Annotated in this window: 11 protein-coding genes; 4 read left to right on the top strand and 7 right to left on the bottom strand. The window is 43.6% G+C overall.

Going from position 1 to position 19,666, the window contains the following annotated elements; genetic code table 11:
* Positions 1-25 precede the first annotated feature (25 nt).
* The 7 genes from CCZ37_RS06330 to CCZ37_RS06300 all read right to left on the bottom strand — a co-directional run bounded on the left by CCZ37_RS06330 (position 26) and on the right by CCZ37_RS06300 (position 12,184).
* The gene (locus CCZ37_RS06330; RefSeq protein ID WP_094500054.1) at positions 26-4,867 is read right to left on the bottom strand and encodes an NAD-glutamate dehydrogenase; all 4,842 of its coding nucleotides are present in this window, start codon (positions 4,865-4,867) and stop codon (positions 26-28) included.
* A gap of 182 nt (positions 4,868-5,049) precedes the next feature.
* A complete protein-coding gene (locus CCZ37_RS06325) occupies positions 5,050-5,268 on the bottom strand; it encodes a DUF2835 domain-containing protein (RefSeq protein WP_010320560.1) in 219 nt (72 codons plus the stop codon).
* Between the two features lie 65 nt (positions 5,269-5,333).
* A complete protein-coding gene (gene pepN / locus CCZ37_RS06320) occupies positions 5,334-7,940 on the bottom strand; it encodes an aminopeptidase N (RefSeq protein WP_094500053.1) in 2,607 nt (868 codons plus the stop codon).
* Between the two features lie 210 nt (positions 7,941-8,150).
* On the bottom strand, positions 8,151-8,828 hold the full coding sequence (locus CCZ37_RS06315) for a hypothetical protein (RefSeq protein WP_094500052.1): 678 nt from the start codon (positions 8,826-8,828) through the stop codon (positions 8,151-8,153).
* A gap of 141 nt (positions 8,829-8,969) precedes the next feature.
* The gene (gene prc / locus CCZ37_RS06310) at positions 8,970-10,964 is read right to left on the bottom strand and encodes a carboxy terminal-processing peptidase (protein ID WP_094500051.1); all 1,995 of its coding nucleotides are present in this window, start codon (positions 10,962-10,964) and stop codon (positions 8,970-8,972) included.
* A gap of 17 nt (positions 10,965-10,981) precedes the next feature.
* Positions 10,982-11,611 (bottom strand): RNA chaperone ProQ, encoded by a 630-nt coding sequence (gene proQ / locus CCZ37_RS06305; protein ID WP_010319636.1) that lies wholly within the window; start codon positions 11,609-11,611, stop codon positions 10,982-10,984.
* 99 nt (positions 11,612-11,710) lie between these two features.
* Positions 11,711-12,184 (bottom strand): GAF domain-containing protein, encoded by a 474-nt coding sequence (locus tag CCZ37_RS06300; protein ID WP_094500050.1) that lies wholly within the window; start codon positions 12,182-12,184, stop codon positions 11,711-11,713.
* Between the two features lie 91 nt (positions 12,185-12,275).
* On the opposite strand from CCZ37_RS06300, the gene CCZ37_RS06295 reads away from it, so the two are divergent.
* The 4 genes from CCZ37_RS06295 to rsmF all read left to right on the top strand — a co-directional run bounded on the left by CCZ37_RS06295 (position 12,276) and on the right by rsmF (position 19,528).
* Complete coding sequence (locus tag CCZ37_RS06295) at positions 12,276-14,072, top strand: ABC transporter ATP-binding protein (RefSeq protein WP_094500049.1); 1,797 nt, start codon at positions 12,276-12,278, stop codon at positions 14,070-14,072.
* A 31-nt stretch (positions 14,073-14,103) separates the two neighbouring features.
* The gene (locus CCZ37_RS06290) at positions 14,104-15,363 is read left to right on the top strand and encodes a paraquat-inducible protein A (RefSeq protein ID WP_094500048.1); all 1,260 of its coding nucleotides are present in this window, start codon (positions 14,104-14,106) and stop codon (positions 15,361-15,363) included.
* Positions 15,356-17,995 carry an MlaD family protein gene (locus CCZ37_RS06285; protein WP_094500047.1) on the top strand — a complete coding sequence of 880 codons (2,640 nt, stop codon included), beginning with the start codon at positions 15,356-15,358 and terminating at the stop codon, positions 17,993-17,995. Before CCZ37_RS06290 ends, CCZ37_RS06285 begins: the two co-directional genes overlap by 8 nt.
* Positions 17,996-18,106: 111 nt before the next feature.
* On the top strand, positions 18,107-19,528 hold the full coding sequence (gene rsmF / locus CCZ37_RS06280) for a 16S rRNA (cytosine(1407)-C(5))-methyltransferase RsmF (protein WP_010319071.1): 1,422 nt from the start codon (positions 18,107-18,109) through the stop codon (positions 19,526-19,528).
* The last annotated feature ends 138 nt before the right edge of the window (positions 19,529-19,666 follow it).

Genomic DNA, 19,666 nt, shown 5'->3' with positions numbered 1-19,666 from the left:
CCCCGTATAAACGGGGCATTATTATTTACTCATTTGCTGCACAATTCAAATTTAAAAGTACTAATTCTCTTAATGCTACCGAAAATTTTGCAAATTCATGTACTGCACCGACTTTAAATTCGTTGAGGATACTCTCCCAGCGCATTAAGGATACTTCATTACTGGCAATCCATTCATCCAGTGCTTTCATCACATCGAGTTCTTCTGGCGCACAAGTACAATTCAATACTTGCGCAGTGAGTTGACGCTGCTGCCAGTCTAAATCTTCACGAAACGCAGCACGTGCTAGTGCTTGCCAGTTGTTATCCACCGCTTGACCGTTAATCTGTTTTAAGAACCAGTGCAGTGATAAACGATCACCTAAGTTAAAGTACAGCTTAGCTGTCTGCGCAACGGTCTTACCTTTATCACGTGCCACTGTGGATATATCCAGTGCTGAGTGCAAGCTTGATAAACGAGCAACGTAATTCGCCAGTTCTGAGTTAATGCCTTTATCAATCCAGACTTGAGCCATCGCATTATGCTCTGCAACCTCTTCAGCAACGAGCATATTGTCTAGCTCTGCGGAAACGGCATTGACGTCAGTTTGATAAAGCGCAATCAAATCTTTGACCGATTGTTTGCCTGAACGATTACGCAACAACCAACGAGATAAGCGGCGTAAGGTTCGGCGCACTAAAAAGATTACATCGTACTGTGCATCAGCTTCTGCTTTATTGTCGAGTAAGCGAACCTGCTCGAGAACATGGCCTAAACCATAAATTTCTCTTGCCGCAGTGTAAGCATTGGCAATATCGACAACATTCGCACCAGTCTCTTCTTGCAAACGGGTCACGAAATTACATCCCATTTCGTTCACCATCTGGTTGGCCAGAGCCGTAGCAATGATCTCTGCACGAAGTGGATGCTGTTGCATGTGCTGAGAATAGTTACGACGTAACTCAGTAGGAAAATAGTTGACCAACTGCTGTGAATGGAACTCATCGTGTGAAATCTCTTCACAAGCCAATTCCTCTTTCAACACCATTTTGCCGTATGCCACTAATACCGATAGCTCCGGACGAGTTAATGCAAATCCCTGCTTCTCACGTTCAAGCAACGTTTCATCATCTGGAATGTATTCCAATGCTCGGTCAAGGTGCCCTGCTTTTTCCATGGCATGGATGAAACGAATTTGCTCTTTAACTAACGATACACCCTGCTGCTCAGTGACAGAAATAGCTTCAGATTGAGCGTAAGCATCTTCAATAACGATGCCTCCTACTTCGTCTTCCATCGACTCTAAGATCTGATTACGTTGTTTGACGGTAAGATCACCATTCGCCACCAAACCATTCAAAAAGATCTTAATATTGACTTCATTATCCGAGCAATCGACGCCGCCAACGTTATCAACAAAGTCGGTATTAACACGACCACCAGTTAATGCATACTCAACACGTCCAAGTTGAGTCATACCTAAGTTACCGCCTTCACCGATCACTTTTGTACGAAGATCGCGTCCATCAATTCTTAGAGCATCGTTAGCACGGTCACCTACATCAGAATGGCTCTCTTTCGATGATTTAACATAGGTGCCGATACCTCCGTTCCACAGAAGATCCACTTCCATTTTCAAGATCATTTTAATCAGCTCATTAGGCGCAACAGAAGCCTTCTTCGTGCCGATCATTTTTTGAATTTCAGGCGTTAATGTGATCGATTTCGCTTTGCGAGAGAAGATGCCACCACCTTTTGAGAGCAACTTTGCGTTGTAATCTTCCCAGCTAGATCGTGGCGTGTTGAATAAGCGATTGCGCTCTTCCCAACTTTTTGCTGAATTTGGTGTTGGATCGATGAAAATATGCAAATGGTTAAACGCTGCTTGCAAACAGATGTGTTTAGACAGCAGCATACCGTTGCCAAACACATCTCCAGCCATATCACCGATACCAATCGCTGTGAAATCTGTGGTTTGGCAGTTAATGCCCATTTCACGGAAGTGGCGCTTGACTGACTCCCATCCTCCTTTTGCGGTAATCCCCATAGCTTTATGGTCGTAACCATTTGAACCACCAGAAGCAAAAGCGTCACCTAACCAGAAATTGTATTCTGCTGACACTGAGTTAGCCAAATCGGAAAATGTTGCTGTCCCTTTATCCGCTGCTACAACTAAGTAAGGGTCATCCTCATCATGACGAACGACATTTTTAGGTGGAACGACTTCGCCTTCAATAATATTGTCGGAAACATCGAGTAATGCACGAATAAAACGTTTATAGCAGCGTTGTCCCTCGGCAAAGATCTCATCACGTGTGGTAAACATGTGCTGTTTCTTACACACAAAACCACCTTTTGCTCCCACCGGAACAATAACGGTATTTTTTACCTGTTGCGCTTTCACTAACCCTAGAATCTCGGTACGGAAATCTTCTTGGCGATCAGACCAACGTAATCCGCCACGTGCTACTTTACCACCACGTAAATGAACACCTTCAATATCAGGTGCATAAACGAAGATTTCAAAAGCCGGTACAGGAGCTGGAATTTCAGGAATCTCTTTCGGCTTCATTTTCAAAGAAAGCCAAGGTTTGATCTGATTGTGTTCATCCAACTGGAAGTAGTTAGTACGGATCGTCGCACTGATCATTTCCATGTAACGACGAATAATACGATCATCATCTAAGCTATCAACACGATCTAACTCTTCCGTAATAGCGTCGATAAGATCCATTTGTCCTTTTTGAGCCCCTTTATATTTAGGATCAAAACGCTTTAAGAATAGCTCTACCAGCCCTTTTGCCACATCAGGGTAATGGCTGAGTGTATCTTCAATATAATGCTGACTGAATGGAAAGCCCACTTGACGCATGTAACGTGCATAAGCACGAAGAATCGATACTTCACGGCCAGTTAATGACGCCCCTAATACCAATCGGTTGAAACCATCGCTCTCTAATTCTCCCGCCCAAATAGCCGCAAACGCTTGCTGGAAACGATCTCTTGCTTCTCGAAGATCGACACTTTTATCGCTCTTATGCAGCATTGAGAAATCTAAGATCCAATAGGTTTGTCCATTTAACTTGCGCACTTCATAAGGTGACTCTCCGATCACTCTCAATCCTAGGTTTTCCAACATTGGCATCACATCAGAAAGGTGGATTGGCTCGTCACGATGATACAGCTTTAAACGTACCGCTTTTGAATCGGCCGCTTCTTCTTGTGGGCGGTAGAACAACATACCAAGCTTGTGCTCTTCATCTAAGGCTTCCAATCGTTGAATATCATCCACCGCAGAACCCGGCATCATGTCTTCTTTGTAAGAACGAGGAAATGCGTGCATATACTCTTTCGATAACGGCAAGCCTTTACTCTCTCCAAAGTTTGCCACGATCGCATCTGATAAACGATCATCCCAAGTTGATGATGCTTCCATTAAATTCTGCTCTATCGTTTTTACATCGACATCCATATTATTATTATCAACACGCACGATGTAGTGTGTTCTTGCTAGTGGGCTTTCTGAGAAATAAGTCGTGAACTCAACATCTTGCTCGCAACCAAAGTATTGTTTGAAAATTCGTTGTGTTTGCCGGCGAAGCTCGGTGTTATAGCGCTCTTTGGTCACATAAACCATGCAACTGAAGAAACGACCAAACGGGTCTTTACGAACAAACAGACGTAGCAAATCTCTATCTTGCATTTGCACCACGCCCATCCCCACTTCTAACATCTCTTCTTCACGTGCTTGCAGTAACTCATCACGAGGATAGTTTTCTAGAATATTGTGCAGCGCTTTGTAGGAATATGAACCTGAGCGATAACCGCTCGCTTTTAAGATGCGTTCTACTTTTTCACGGATCAGTGGAATCGTTTCGATGCTTTGGTTATATACCGCAGAGGTATACAAGCCAGTGAAGCGATGCTCACCAATAACTTTACCTGCTTTATCGAATTTTTTGACACCAATGTAATCGGTATAAGCCGGGCGGTGAATACGCGATTGAGTATTACCTTTAGTAACAATCAATAAAAAAGGTTTTTTGGCTTCAAGGCGCGCAGAATCAGGAAAGTCGGATAATTTTACGCTGCGCACACGTTTTGAGTCAGAAAATAGGCCCAACCCTTGCTCTGCTGTTGGTCTCAGTTCTGTGTCACCTTCAACGGTCACGAGATCGTATTCTTTGTACCCCATGAAAGTAAAATTATGATGTCCCATCCACTTGAGGAATTTAATGGTCTCTTCGTAACGATCACTTTCTACAGGAATAAATTCTTTTTGTGTCTCCAATTGTGCAATCACTTGCAGCAACCTTTCTGACATTGGTCGCCAATCTTGCACCACCAAAGTCGTATCACTCAAAATACTAAGCAATTCATTTTTTAATTGCGTCATCGCTTCTTTGCTGCTAAGGCGGTCAACTTCAATATGAAAAAGAGATTGTAGGTCGCCCTCGCCTTGATTTATCGATGCGATAACGCCATTTTCGGCTCGCACGATTTGTGTTGGACCATTGAGCATAAGATGTGACGATAAATCCAAACGGCTGAGCGCCATTTTGATGGAGTCAACAAGAAATGGACTGTCTGGTATGACAATTTCAACAATCGTGTGCGTTGACTGCCAACCTTGACGACTTACTGTTGGGTTAAACACCCGCACTGAACGCTCTTCTGGTTTTTTCTCGTTAATATGGTGCCATAGGCTAACTACCGCACCGTATAAGTCAGATTCATTACGTTCAGTCAGATCATCTTTCGAAATGTTACTAAATAGATGTTGAGCAAGTTGAGTAACGAGAGGTTGATGAGCAAGATCGAGTTTGTCTTGAATCAGTTTGTACACTTTTTCAAGCAGAACTGGCACTAAAGTTTCACGCGCAGTCATAGTAGACTCCAAGATTATTATTTTTGTAGGGTATGTGGTAAGCATAGCGCTTACCATTGGTAATGCTTGCTTTATTGTAAAAGCTTTATTGACAAATAGTTAATAGTTTTGGAGATAGCCTGAGGTGAAATGTTTGAGAATGTGATTAAGATTCCTATTTAAATATCTAGGAAATCAACCCTTCACAGAGTTTCTAACTTTACAAACTTATTATTTTGGTCAGTTGTCAGCCGAAATCGACCTTTTAATCCAATTTGACTAAGAAATGGACGAAATCGAGACGCTGGTAGCTGAAGACGTAAACCCTGATCTGTGTAGACTTGTACAGAGCTTGCTACGCCAGAATAGTGCGCTAAGTAAGTTTGATAGGAAATGTTGAGAGTAAAATAATATTGCTTCATAGCTGTTAACCAAAATAGAGCGAGGAGACGTATTCATCCCCTCGCTCTGAATAGAATTCAGATCATTAAGATTCGAGTGCTTTCGTCACTTTTTCAAACAGATCTCGAGCTAAATTCTCCATTGACTTCAAACTCTCCAACTCCGATTTCATCATTGCTTGGCGAGCTTCATCGTAGAGCCTGAATTTGAGTAAAGGATCAATTAAACGCGACGCAACTTGGGGGTTACTATCATTGAGTTCACGCAATATCTGTCCTGCAAAACGGTATCCCTCACCCGATTTGGCATGGAAATGAACCGGATTTGCGCTGAGGAATGAACCAATCAAGCTGCGCGTACGATTTGGATTTTTTAAGCTAAATGCTTCATGTTTCATGGTTTGTTGAATGGTATCCAAAACACTTGGCGCGGGGTTAGTCCCTTGTAGTGCAAACCATTTATCCATCACCAATCCATCGTGTTTCCATTTATTGCTGTAATCATCCATCAGTGCTTGACGGCACATAAGCTGTGCACTATTCGCAGCGCTCATAGCGGCGATGGTGTCAGTCATGTTGCTGGCGCTGTGATACTGAGCCAGCAACAAATCATTGCCTTGGTCGGTATAAGCTAAATAAGCAAGGCAAGTATTGCGCAATGCTCGTTCACCAATTGCACTGTGTTCAATGCTGTATGCTGTCTGTCTTAAACTGTGGTAAACCGCATTGAGCTCGTCTTGCAATGCGTTAGCAAGCTGTACTTTCATCGCTTTAAGTACGGTCGCTATGGCATCAACATCCACACGTTTATACCAACCAGAAACCTCATTATGGCTAGGTAATGAGAGCATTTCCGCAATAAAAGCAGGCTCTAGAGCCTCACTCAGTAACACACCACGGAATGCATCAACTACCGATTCTGGCAAATCCGCCGCCTTACCCGACTGCACTCCAAACACATTGCTACGGATATATTTGGCTAACAACATTTGGCCAGCGTCCCAGCGAGCAAATTCGTTGCGAGCATTGACCATCAAGAAGATCAGCTCATCATCACTGTAGTCATACTCCAGTTTCACTGGTGCTGAAAATTCGCGCAATAAGGAAGGGATCGGTTTCTCTGGCACATTTTCAAACACGAAGGTCTGCTTAGCCTGTGTTACATTCAGTACATTAGAGATTCGCTTTCCGTTACATTGTAACTCAATTACATCACCATGAGCGGTGTATAACTCAACATCAAAAGGAATATGCAGCGCTGCTTTCTCTTTTTGCTCGTGCGTTGGTTCGGTTGTTTGCTCTACGGTTAAGGCATAGGTTTTCTGTTGTGCGTCATATTCAGTGCTCACTGAAACAATCGGTGTACCAGATTGGCTATACCATAAACGGAATTGAGTAAGATCGACGCCAGAAGCATCTTCCACCGCTGCCACAAAATCTTCGCAGGTCGCGGCCGTGCCATCATGACGCTCAAAATAGAGCTTCATCCCTTTTTGGAAATTCGTTTCACCCAATAACGTATGCATCATACGAATCACTTCACTGCCCTTTTCATAGACAGTTAATGTATAGAAGTTATTCATTTCTATCACTTTATCGGGACGAATTGGGTGTGACATTGGGCTGGCATCTTCCGCAAATTGTGGCCCGCGAATAATGCGTACATTATTAATGCGATTGACAGCTCTCGACCCTAAATCAGACGAAAATTCTTGGTCACGGAATACCGTTAGGCCTTCTTTTAGGCTTAGTTGGAACCAATCACGACAAGTGACGCGGTTACCAGTCCAGTTATGGAAATATTCGTGGCCAATCACCGCTTCAATACCTAAATAATCAGTATCGGTAGCGGTTTTTTCATTGGCTAACACAAACTTGGAGTTAAAGATGTTAAGGCCTTTATTCTCCATCGCACCCATGTTGAAAAAGTCAACGGCAACGATCATGTAGATGTCGAGATCATACTCTAAGTCGAAGCGTTCTTCGTCCCACTTCATTGCGTTGATAAGTGATGTCATTGCGTGAGAAGCGCGGTCAAGGTTACCTTTATCAACAAAAATCTCGAGGGCAACATCGCGACCAGACTTGGTTTTATATTGATCACGTAATACGTCAAAATCACCCGCAACGAGAGCAAATAAGTAAGCAGGTTTCGGATGTGGATCTTGCCACTTCACCCAATGACGCCCTTCTGCGAGATCCCCATGTTCGATACGGTTACCGTTACTTAATAAAAATGGGTAATCTTTTTTGTCAGCAATCACGGTCGTTGTGTATTTTGCAAGAACGTCTGGACGATCGAGGAAGTAAGTGATGCGGCGGAAGCCTTCCGCTTCACACTGAGTACAGAACGCACCACCCGATTTGTACAACCCTTCTAATGCGGTATTCGCTTCTGGGTTAATCAGTGTCACGATCTCCAATTCAAACTCTTGAGGTAGTGATGAGAGCGAAAGCCCTGTCTCAAGCAGCTGAAAATCTTGCCATTCGATGCCATTCACTTTGAGCGATTTCAGCTCAAGGTTTTCACCATCCAGCACCAATTGGTTACTCTCTTTTTGCTGCTTAACGTGAGAAACGGCAGTCACGGTGGTGTTGGTATCAAAGAGATCGAATATTAATTCGAGATCCATAATGGTATGTGATGGAGATTGATAATTTTTGCGATACTTGGCTTGAGGTGTATGAGCCATGTCGGAATCCTTGTTGACAGAGTGGAATGTGACGTTTTTGATAAACATTCAGTAAGATGGCTATAGATCTAAGGCTTGTTACTATTAATAACAACCCCTCAAAACGAAAAACGAGGTATTTTAGGCAAATACCTCGCTATGGCGCTGACAATTTACTCATATATCAACAGATTTCACTCACAGCCTTTCTTATGATAGAAGATTGCAAGACTACTGATGAACTCGCGCTAAAACAGCCGACATAGAACCATTTTCCACTTCCAATGTTAACATGTCACTAACAAGCGTATAGCGAGTATCATGCTCTCCGTCTTCATAAAGGAGCACCAAATGATCACCTTCAGTGTAATAGACACCTTTATGGATCGATTCGTTACCATTGGCACCACTCACTTTGAACATAAACACAAAATCCGGCTGTAAAACGAGATCAAGTTGGCTAATATCGGTTGCTATCGCATCTTCACCAAATATTCGTTTACTAGACCACACCCCAGCCAACGCATTTGATAAAGCTTTAGTGAAGATAATGCCGTTTAAGTTGAGCATGTTATGATTCACTTGGTATTGGTAGACTTGAGGTTGTGATGAATTGAGACCCAAAATCAAGGTGCTATCGCTGGCGTCAAATTCGCCTTCCCAGTGATCCACATTATAATTTTTCTTTTGAATATCAATCTTAAAGCGATAATTCGATTCCAAGGTCAATTTAATGGAACGGAAGTCATCGGAAGAGCTGTCGAGATTAGGGTTAAGCAGGTACCAATCACCAAGTAAAAAAGGGAGATCAAACTGAGTTAAGTCTTGATGCGTCCTGATACCACTGCCTTGTACCGTACTGGTACTAATAAGAACAATGCAGGTAAAAATGATGCTTATCCATTTCATAACACGCTCCTTGCTTTTTTCTTAAGCTTAGAACCAGTTGTACGATAAAGCGAAATATTTGATCTGTATCACGTTATTTATTTGGTTTAAATAAGATCAAAAAAGCGAGCACTAAAGCTCGCTTTTTATTAACACCGATGGCTAATTTAGCATATCAACAGTGATCGCCACTGCTTCTTCTAAATAAACATCTGGAGCTTCATAATCTTTAGGCACATCTTGCAAGGTTTTATAGGGTTTCAAACCATTGACGGCTTGTCGCATGTTAATCCGCGCCAAACGCAATTCATCTGCCTTGTCGCTTTCTTGCTTACGCACAGATTCATTGAGAAAAATGGTGTTGTCATCTTTCTCCGCTTTATACTTTGCAATATCCTCGTTAATGAAACCGAACTCCATATCGTTGGCAATACGAGCTTGATGCTGCGCAGATAACTTAACAATCAGTTTTTCATTCGCTTGTAACTTGTCGTATTTAGCTCGCTCAATTTGATCCCAAGGAAGCGCATTAGGTTCAACGCTCTCACCAGTATCTTTTGCTTCAATCGCAGTGGGTAACGCAATATCAGGCACCACACCTTTATTCTGCGTACTACCACCATCGATACGATAAAATTTCTGAATCGTATATTGAACGTAGCCTAATTCTTTATCAAACAAGTCGTAGATATGATTCAACGAGCGATGCTGTTGAACCGTTCCCTTACCGAATGAGTTTTCGCCAACAATAATCGCTCGTCCATAATCTTGCATTGCCGCTGCAAAAATTTCTGAGGCTGATGCGCTGTAGCGATTCACTAATACCGTCATAGGACCCTGATAACTGATTTTTCCATCCGTGTCACTATTGACGTTTACTCGTCCATAGCTATCGCGAACTTGCACAACCGGGCCACTTTCAATAAATAAGCCGGATAATGCCGTCGCTTCCGTTAATGCACCCCCACCGTTATTACGCAAATCGACGATCACGCCATCCACTTTTTTCTGCTTCAGTTCAGTCAGCAATTTGTCCGTGTCTTGCGCTAAACCGACATAGAAGCTAGGGACTTCAAGCACGCCGATTTTCTTGCCATTTTTCTCGATGATTTGTGATTTAACCGCTCGATCTTCTAAACGAATTTTATCTCGAACAATAGTGACAACGTGACTTTTAGCATCTTTACCTTCCGGCAAAACCTGCAACTTCACCTTAGTGCCTTTCGGGCCTTTGATCAGTTGTACGACATCATCTAAACGCCAGCCGATAACATCAACCATCTCTTTGCCATCTTGGCCCACACCAATAATACGATCGCCTTCACCCAACTGCTTGCTATTTGAGGCAGGACCACCCGCAACTAACGAACGAATGATAGTGTAGTCGTCGGTCATTTGCAGTACAGCACCAATCCCTTCCAATGAAAGATTCATTTCTGATTGGAACTGCTCGGCATTACGTGGAGAAAGATAACTGGTGTGCGGATCAACTTCACGCGCAAAAGCATTCATATAAAGCTGAAATACATCTTCGCTGTGGGTCTGAGACAGACGTTTGATCGCGTTATTATAACGCTTGCCTAACGTTTCTTTAATTTCCGGCCACTCTTTACCCGTAAGCTTTAAGTTCAGTGCATCATATTTGACACGTTGCTGCCATAACTTATCGAGCTCGGTTTTATCTTTCGGCCAAGCCGCTTTTGAGCGGTCAAGTTCCATCGATTCATCGGCTTCAAATGTAATTTCTTTGTCGAGCAGAGAAAGCGCATATTGAAAACGCTCAAAGCGCTTTTGCATTGATAAGTTATAAACATCAAATGCAATTTGGTTATTGCCAGCCTTGAGTTGATCATCAAGTTGTGTCGACCACGTATGAAAGGAATCAATATCGCTCTGGGTAAAGATATTGCGGTTGTAGTCCAGCAGTTCGAGATAACGATTGAAGATAGCTTGCGAGAAATCGTCATTCAAGTTGAAGTGTTTGTAATGAGAACGAGTAAAACGGGAAGTCACACGCTTACTCGCCGTTTCATGCTGCATTTCTGGGGCAAGAAGAGGTAAATCTTCTTTGCTGAGAGTGGCTTCTAAAGCCTGAACGGATGACGCTGCTAGCCATAGGCCAGCAGCGATCAACGTTAATTTTGAACGGCATTTCATGCGTAGGGATTTCTCCTTTATGCGCGCAAGTGCTCCACTTTCACGACCATTTGTAGGCCGTTGACAAGTTGAACGCGCACATCTTCCTTATTAACTTCAACAATGGTCGCTGCCATGTTTCCTTTACCCATGTTTACGTTCACTTGCTTGCCAGTGATCATTTCATCAGCATTTAAAGCGCGCGTCTCGACAGGTTTTTCAACTGCTGGCGCTTTCACTTGAGGACGACGAGCTTGTGCTTGAGGCTTTTTCGCTTTTGGTTGCTTCGCTTTTGCTTCTTCGCGGGCTTTTTGTCCTTGCTCTTTACGACGAGCCTGTACTCGAGCTTTGCTTTCTGCCAATGCAGCTTGTGCGTGCTCTACATGTTCTTCTTCTAACTCACCACATGGGTTCCCATCAAGGTCAACACGAGTTGCACCAAGTTTAACACCATGTAGATAACGCCATGACGACGTGTATTGTCTTAACGCAGCACGTAGCTGTGTTTTGCTTACTTTTGAGTCTTCGTTTAGGCGTTCAGCAAGATCTTGAAAAATACCAATTTTCAGAGGCTTTGCTTCACCTTCTAAAGTAAAGCACTTAGGGAAACATTCAGCAATGTACGCAATAACTTCTTTGCTGTTTTTTAACTTTTCAGTGTTTTCCATGAGGATTCCTGGTTTATGCGGTCTTTCCGCGAGGCATTAAGATAAATATGTCCGGTATTATAGTGACCTAAATGCGAAAAACCACAGGCAATGACCAATTTATGCCTTGTTAGCGTGTGAATTGAGCAGCTTTTCTATCTCAATCATTAATTCTGTTACCCCTTTCTCATCAATTTCAGAAAAACGGCCAATTGTTGGGCTATCGATATCCAATACTCCCACCACTTGGCCATTGATAGAAAATGGCACCACCAACTCAGAATTGCTCGCAGCATCGCAAGCAATGTGACCAGCAAACTCATGGACATCATAAACACGTTGTATACGGTTAGTCGCCGCCGCTGTACCACACACACCTTTTCCTAAGGGGATGCGTACACAGGCTGGTTTTCCTTGAAAGGGACCGAGAACCAGTTGCTCTTCTTTTATTAGGTAAAAACCCACCCAGTTAAGATCTTCAAGCTCCATGTTAAATAAGGCGCTCAAATTGGCAAGATTAGCGATTAAATCCGTTTCAGATTCAACCAGTGCCACCGCCTGCTTGGTAAGACGGCGGTATTCTTCTATGTTCATATAAACTCAACGACCTTTTGAAAACGGAAGACATCTATTTTTGAACAGCGTACAATTTCTCACACGATAAATAGGATGCATTCTCATCATAATGACTAATTCCAATGACACTATTAGCCGCTCTTGGGTAATAAAACAAGTAAAAAAACATCGACCTACACTTCTATTTGCCAATGCGATCGCGGTTATTGCAACGCTGGTTAGCGTCCCTATTCCACTATTAATGCCATTAATGGTCGACGAAGTTCTGCTGAATAAACCCGCTTCTGGTTTGGCGATGATGAACACTATTCTGCCTACGTCGATGCAAAACCCAACAGGCTATATTGCGCTCACGTTATTGCTAGTGGTCTTGATGCGTAGCGTCAGCCAAGCGCTCAACATACTTCAAAGCCGTCAGTTTACTTTGGTGTCCAAAACCATCACTTACCAAATGCGCTGCAAAATGATTGATAAATTAGGACGGATCAGTATCAGGCAGTACGAAACCAAAGGCAGTGGTGGAATTAATGCTCACTTGGTCACCGACATCGAAACCATTGATCAATTCATAGGTGGCACACTCAGTAAATTTATCATCAGCCTACTGACCGTGTTAGGCACAGCAGGTGTTCTACTCTGGCTTGAGTGGCGTTTAGGGCTGTTTATTTTATTGGTCAACCCGATTGTGATTTACTTTTCACGTAAACTCGGAAGCAAAGTCAAACATCTGAAAAAGCGAGAAAACCAAGCGTATGAACGTTTTCAAAATCGGCTAGTCGAAACATTAGATGGCATTTATCAATTGCGTGCCGCTAATAAAGAGCGAGAGTTTCTCAATGAACTCAAACAGCAAGCCAACCAAGTCCGACAGAATGCAGACAAATATGCATGGCAATCAGAGGCTGCAGGGCGCGTCTCATTTCTCCTGTTTTTACTTGGTTTTGAGCTATTTAGAGCGGTCGCGATGCTGATGGTGGTCTTTAGCGATTTGACCATAGGGCAAATTTTCGCCGTTTTCGGTTATTTGTGGTTTATGTTAGGCCCAGTGCAAGAGCTGCTGAGTATTCAATTTTCTTGGTACAGTGCAAAGGCGGCCTTCCATCGCATTAATGATCTGCTTGCACTGGAGGAAGAGCCTCGCCCTATTTGCAAAATTAACCCATTCACAGATAACCGCCAGGTCGATGTTGAGGTTTCTCACGTTAATTTTGCCTACGATAGTGAAAAGAGTGTGCTCAACGATCTCTCGCTCACGATTCCGGCGGGTAAAAAAGTGGCGTTGGTTGGCGCAAGTGGTGGTGGGAAATCCACATTGATCCAACTGTTAATTGGTGTGTATCAGCCCAATTCCGGGCAGATCCGTTTTAATGGTGCGACCACTGAAGAGATAAGTTTTGATATTATTCGCGATAACATTGCCGTGGTATTACAACAACCTATACTATTCAACGACACCTTAAGGCATAATTTGACCCTCGGCGGTCAATATGCAGAAGAAGAATTATGGCAAGCGCTGCATATTGCACAACTGGATGATGTGACTGCGAATCTCAGTGACGGTTTAGAAACGCTCGTTGGCCGAAATGGTATTCGCTTGTCGGGCGGACAACGTCAACGTTTAGCCATCGCTCGGATGGTACTGAGCAATCCTAAATTTGTTATTTTGGATGAAGCGACATCCGCGTTAGATACGGTAACTGAAGCGGCATTGCACAATGCTCTGGCTGGATTTTTGAAGGGTCGAACTACTTTAATTGTTGCGCACCGCCTTTCGGCTGTGAAACAAGCCGATATGATTTACGTGCTGGAAGATGGTCAAGTTAGTCAAATGGGTACGCATCGAGAATTAGTCGAGCAAGATGGGTTATATCAGACCCTTTATGGAAATCTCCAATCCTACGTTTAGTGATTGGGTAACAATAAATTAGGATGATTGTTTGTCTCAACATTCAGCGCTTATTCAACATCCACAATCACCTAACGGCGTGAGGCTGTGTCGCGGCTGTGAATTGGCCGTTGATCTCGTCGAGGTTGAGCATGGGAAAAGTGCCTATTGCCCACGTTGCGGTACCCAGCTGTACCGTGGTGGGTCTTTCTCTTTGTCTGGGGATTTAGCCGTTGCCATCACTTGCTTGTTACTGTTTATCCCCTCTCATTTTTTTGAATTCATCAATATTCGCTTGGTTGGGGTGATGATCCCCGCCACCTTGCCATCCGGTGTCTTTGCGCTGGCTGAAGAGGGCTTTGGAGCGCTCGCTTTATTGGTGCTATTTTGCAGCTCTATTGCGCCACTTTTAGTGTGTGGTTCCGTAGTGACCGCTCATATCGCCTTGCGTTATCGATGGTTTCATCTACTGCGTGGCTCACTGATCATTATTCAGCGATTAAAAGCGTGGGTAATGCTCGATGTTTTTTTAGTCAGCGTGGCGGTATCTTGTTTTAAACTTCAAGATTATTCCGACATTTTTATCGGTGTGGGGTTGTATGGTTTAGTCTTGCTGCAACTGGCAACCGTATTGTTAGCGACTCGAGTTAGCGTAAGGCGCTATTGGCAAGCGTGGCAGCCAGAGAATCAATATGCCTTCGAGCGTAAAGAGGTGCATTGCCACCATTGCCATCTTTCACAACCAGAAAATACGCACTGCGTGCGTTGCGCGCAAAAATTATATCACCGGAAGCCCAACTCGATACAACGAACTTGGGCCTATTTAATTGCAGCCAGTATCGCTATTTTCCCCGCGAACCTGATTCCAATATCGATTTTAATTACCAACGGACGGCGATTAGAAGACACCATCTTTTCTGGTGTTGCGTCACTGATTAATAGCGGTATGGTCGGGATTGCAATCATCATTTTTGTCGCCAGTATAATTGTGCCTATTGTAAAAATATTCGGCCTGACCTATCTATTATTGGCGATTAAATTTAAGCGAACGGTTTACCACCGTCAGAGAATGAACATTTATTTCGCGATTAAATGGATCGGCAAATGGTCGGTAATGGATCTGTTTGTCATCTCAATTATGTTGACACTGGTTGATCGCGGTCAAATTCTCGACTTCACTCCCGGTTATGGAGCCGTTGCTTTTGGCTTGGTGGTTGTACTCACCATGCTCGCCACGGAAAGTATGGACCCAAGACTCATCTGGGATAATTACCCAGAAATCGCAGACCAAAACGAGCCTTCACATGAGTAAACACATTTCAAGCCAGCCCTCATACACTCCCGATGTTAAGCGAAACAGGGGCATCTCACCTTTGTGGATACTGCCCATACTCACCATGGCGCTCGCAGGTTGGTTAGTCGTTAAAGCCATTCACGATGCTGGCGAACGAATCCAGATCTATTTTTCGGACGCACAAGGCTTAGTCGCAGGGCGAACAACCATTCGCTACCAAGGGCTCGAAGTCGGCATGGTAAGAGATATTAAACTGTCCGAAGGATTAGAAAACATCTATGTGGAAGCCGATATTTATCCAGAAGCTACTCAGTTACTCAATGACAATACCCGCTTTTGGTTAGTGAAGCCAACGGCCAGTCTGTCTGGCGTTTCAGGTTTAGATGCGTTGGTTTCAGGAAACTATATTGCGATTCAACCGGGTAACGAAAATAGTTCAGTTGAACACGATAAAGTGTTTAGTGCTTTAGATGGTGCACCTTCTGATCTACTGCCTAATCAAGGGCTTATCATTTCTCTAAAGGCTCGCGATCTCGGAGGTATTTCTGTTGGCTCACAAATCGTCTATAAAAAAATTCCGATTGGTGAAGTGTTTAACTACAAACTCGATGACGATGCAAAGTCGGTACTCATTCAAGCCTCGATAAAAGACGAGTATCGACACATTATTACCAATGAAAGCCGTTTTTGGAATGTCAGTGGTGTTGGTGCAAGCATTGGCTTTGAAGGTGTTGACGTCCGCTTAGAAAGTTTAAGTGCATTAATCGGTGGTTCAATTGCCGTCGATTCACCAGACGGTGGGGAGCCTGTTGAACAAAATACCCAATTTAGTCTCTATCGCGATTTAAAAACCGCAGGACGTGGTATCCCAGTGAAAATCACCCTACCCGATCAGCATAATATTAACCAAACCGGTGCCCCCATTATTTACCGAGGAATAGAAGTTGGCCAAATCACTGAATTGCAGCTCAGTAAAAGTCACCAACAGATCATCGCCTCAGCCGCAATCCAACCGGCTTTTAGCGATATGCTCAATTCGGGAAGCCGTTTTGTGTTGGAAGAGGCCAAAGTCTCACTCTCTGGAGTTGAGAACATCGGTAATTTGATCAAAGGGAATTACTTGACACTCATTCCTGGCAAGGGCGAAAAGGCCAGAAGTTTCACTGCAATTCGCCAATTTGAATTTAATCAATCACAAGCAAAATCGATTGCTATCAAGCTTACAGCTGAAAGCTCATATGGCTTAGATGTGGGCAGCCAGATTTTGTATCGAGGTATCGCGGTAGGTTCAGTAATTGGCGTAAAGTTGCAGCAAGACAGTGTTGTGCTCAATACGCTGATTGATGAAGAGTACTCACCACTCATACGCTCACAGAATCGTTTTTACATTACAGGCTCTGCCACCGCAGAGCTCACCGAATCAGGCCTTAATGTTTCGATCCCTCCTGCCAAACAACTGCTCGCCGGCTCAATCAGTTTCATCAGCGAAGGCGCTGAAAATGCGAATAATGAATACCCGCTATATCAAAGTAAATCCTTAGCTGAGCTTGCCAAATATAATCAAAGCGGCTCACAAACACTGACTCTTTTTGCCGACGAGCTTCCTCCCATCAATCCGGGTAGCCCGCTCCTATACCGTAACCTTCAAGTCGGCAGTGTCTTTGGCTTTAAGCTCACTAAAGAAGGTGTGAAAATCGAGGTCAAAATAGAGAATCAATATCGCCATCTGATTACGAATCAAACTGTTTTTTGGAACCGTTCTGGCATCGAAATTAATGCAACACTTGCAGGCGTAAAAGTCAAAGCTGCTCCTTTAAAAACCTTAATTCAAGGAGGCATTGCATTTGATTCGTTGCAAGGTATTGATAACAAAGATCAGAACTTGTGGAAGCTCTATGACAGCTACGATCAAGCACGTAAGGCGGGCCAAGAAATCATTTTAACGGCTGACGCATCCTTTGGCATTACGCTAGGAACATCCATCAAATATAACAATATCACTGTGGGAGAGGTTGTTTCTGTAACACCCGATTTCAAGACAAACCAAGTTACACTCCAAGCGAGAATTGAGCCTAGCTACGCATTAGGCATTGCCAGAAATGGCTCTCACTTTTGGGTAGCGAAAACTAAGATTGGCTTCAATGGTGTTGAACATCTGCAAAACTTACTCAGTTCCAGCATTGAGGTCCAACCTGGGTTTGGCGATGCGCAGTACCAATTTGAACTAGAAAAACAGCCACAACAAATACTCGGCATTGAATTCACCTTACAAAGTGAAACACGAGGATCAGTGACTGAAGGTAGCCCTGTTCTCTACCGTGAAATGGAAGTGGGCAGAGTCACTCATGTTGCCCTAGGAGACTTTGCAGACCGTGTCATGTTCACCATTGAGATCCAAAAAGAGTTTGCTTATTTGGTTCGCAGCAATAGCGTATTTTGGAACACTTCTGGTATCGATGTATCCATCGGTTTATCTGGTGCAAATATAAAAGCAGGCACGTTAGATAGCATCATGAAAGGCGGAATTACATTTGCCACTCCAGAGCAAAAACAGCTACAACCTATCGCTAAACAAGGCCAAGCATTTTACTTATATCCTGAAGCCAAACCAGAATGGCGCCAATGGCGAACAGCCATACCAAAACCTTAAAGGTTTTGCCTTGGTTCTTTACAATGCAGCTGATCGGCTGCATTTTTTATTATTTTGATCTCACCATGATTCTTATATAATCCGCCCTCAACTCCCAGACGAGATACTGCTTTGCACGCCAATATAACCCTACCCGAACCCTTTCTTGCGACAATTGAAGCGATACTGCCCACTCACCTAACGATGAGTGATTTTATTGCGGCTTGCCAGCGTCCTTTGCGTAAAAGTATCCGAGTCAACACGCTAAAAATCTCTGTCGATAGCTTTTGTCAACGCGCCGCTGAAAAAGGTTGGGTTTTATCACCAGTGCCTTGGTGTAATACGGGTTTTTGGATTGAAGCCGACGAGTCTGTCGTACCTTTAGGTAACACAGCCGAACATATGGCAGGGCTTTTTTATATTCAAGAAGCCAGTTCTATGATGCCAGTATCCGCTCTTTTCACCGGCGGTGAATCGTTCAATTCAGTACTCGACATGGCGGCGGCTCCGGGTTCAAAAACAACACAAATTGCGGCGTGTATGGAAAATAAAGGCGTATTAGTCGCTAACGAATTTTCAGCCAGCCGTGTCAAAGTGCTGCATGCTAATATCGAACGCTGCGGTGTGCGTAACAGTGCACTGAGCAATTTTGATGGTCGAGTCTTTGGCGGTTGGTTACCGGAACAATTTGATGCGGTGTTAATAGATGCTCCATGCTCAGGAGAAGGAACCATTCGTAAAGATCCTGATGCGATGAAAAACTGGAGCAAAGAATCTGTATTGTCGATTGCTGCGACACAAAAAGATTTGATTGAAAGTGCGTTTCAAGCTTTAAAGCCAGGCGGTGTGATGGTCTACTCAACCTGTACATTGAGCACAGAAGAGAACCAACAAGTGTGCTTGCATCTAAAAGAAAAATATCCACAATCCGTTGAATTTGTTTCCCTTAGCTCATTGTTTGAGGATGCAAAAGCAGCGATTACAGATGAAGGGTTCTTGCATATATTCCCTCAAACCTATGATTGTGAGGGTTTTTTTGTTGCGAAAATCCGTAAACTTAGCTCTGTACCCCACCCTGAAGTCAAAAAACGCTTAGGTCAATTTCCTTTTACGAAAGCCAACCTTAAACTCGCACAAGAGATCGCAGAGCAACTCATGAAAACGCTTGAAGTTGGAATACCCGATGATACCAGTGTCTGGCTACGAGATAATGATGTATGGTTATTTCCAAACGCACTGGAACCTATGCTCGGTGATTTTCGCTTCTCACGAATGGGGATAAAAATCGCTGAAACACATAAAAAAGGTTATCGCTGGCAACATCAAGTCGCTACATCGTTAGCGACTGGTAACGAATCAAACTGCGTCACACTATCGATTGAAGAAGCGCGAGATTGGTACATGGGCAGGGATGTCAGACCAGCACCGCAAACTGGCACTGGCGGAGTGCTGGTAAAACTCGGTAACGATGTGATTGGGCTAGGAAAATGGGTAGGAAACCGCATAAAAAATGGCTTACCAAGAGAGTTGGTTAAAGATAAAAATCTGTTCTAAAACCCAAAACTATAGAATGAAAAACTAGAAAAGACGCACAATTCCAGCAATAACAACTATAATCATAGGGAAGCACAAATACGACTATTTAAATGATTAGTGCGGGCTCGAAAGGGCCATTTCCCCCTAGGCCCGAAA

This window comes from Vibrio qinghaiensis, assembly GCF_002257545.1.
Taxonomy (GTDB): Bacteria; Pseudomonadota; Gammaproteobacteria; order Enterobacterales; family Vibrionaceae; genus Vibrio; species Vibrio ordalii.
Note: the sequence above shows the minus strand (reverse complement) of the source record. Positions and strands in the feature narration are given on the sequence as shown.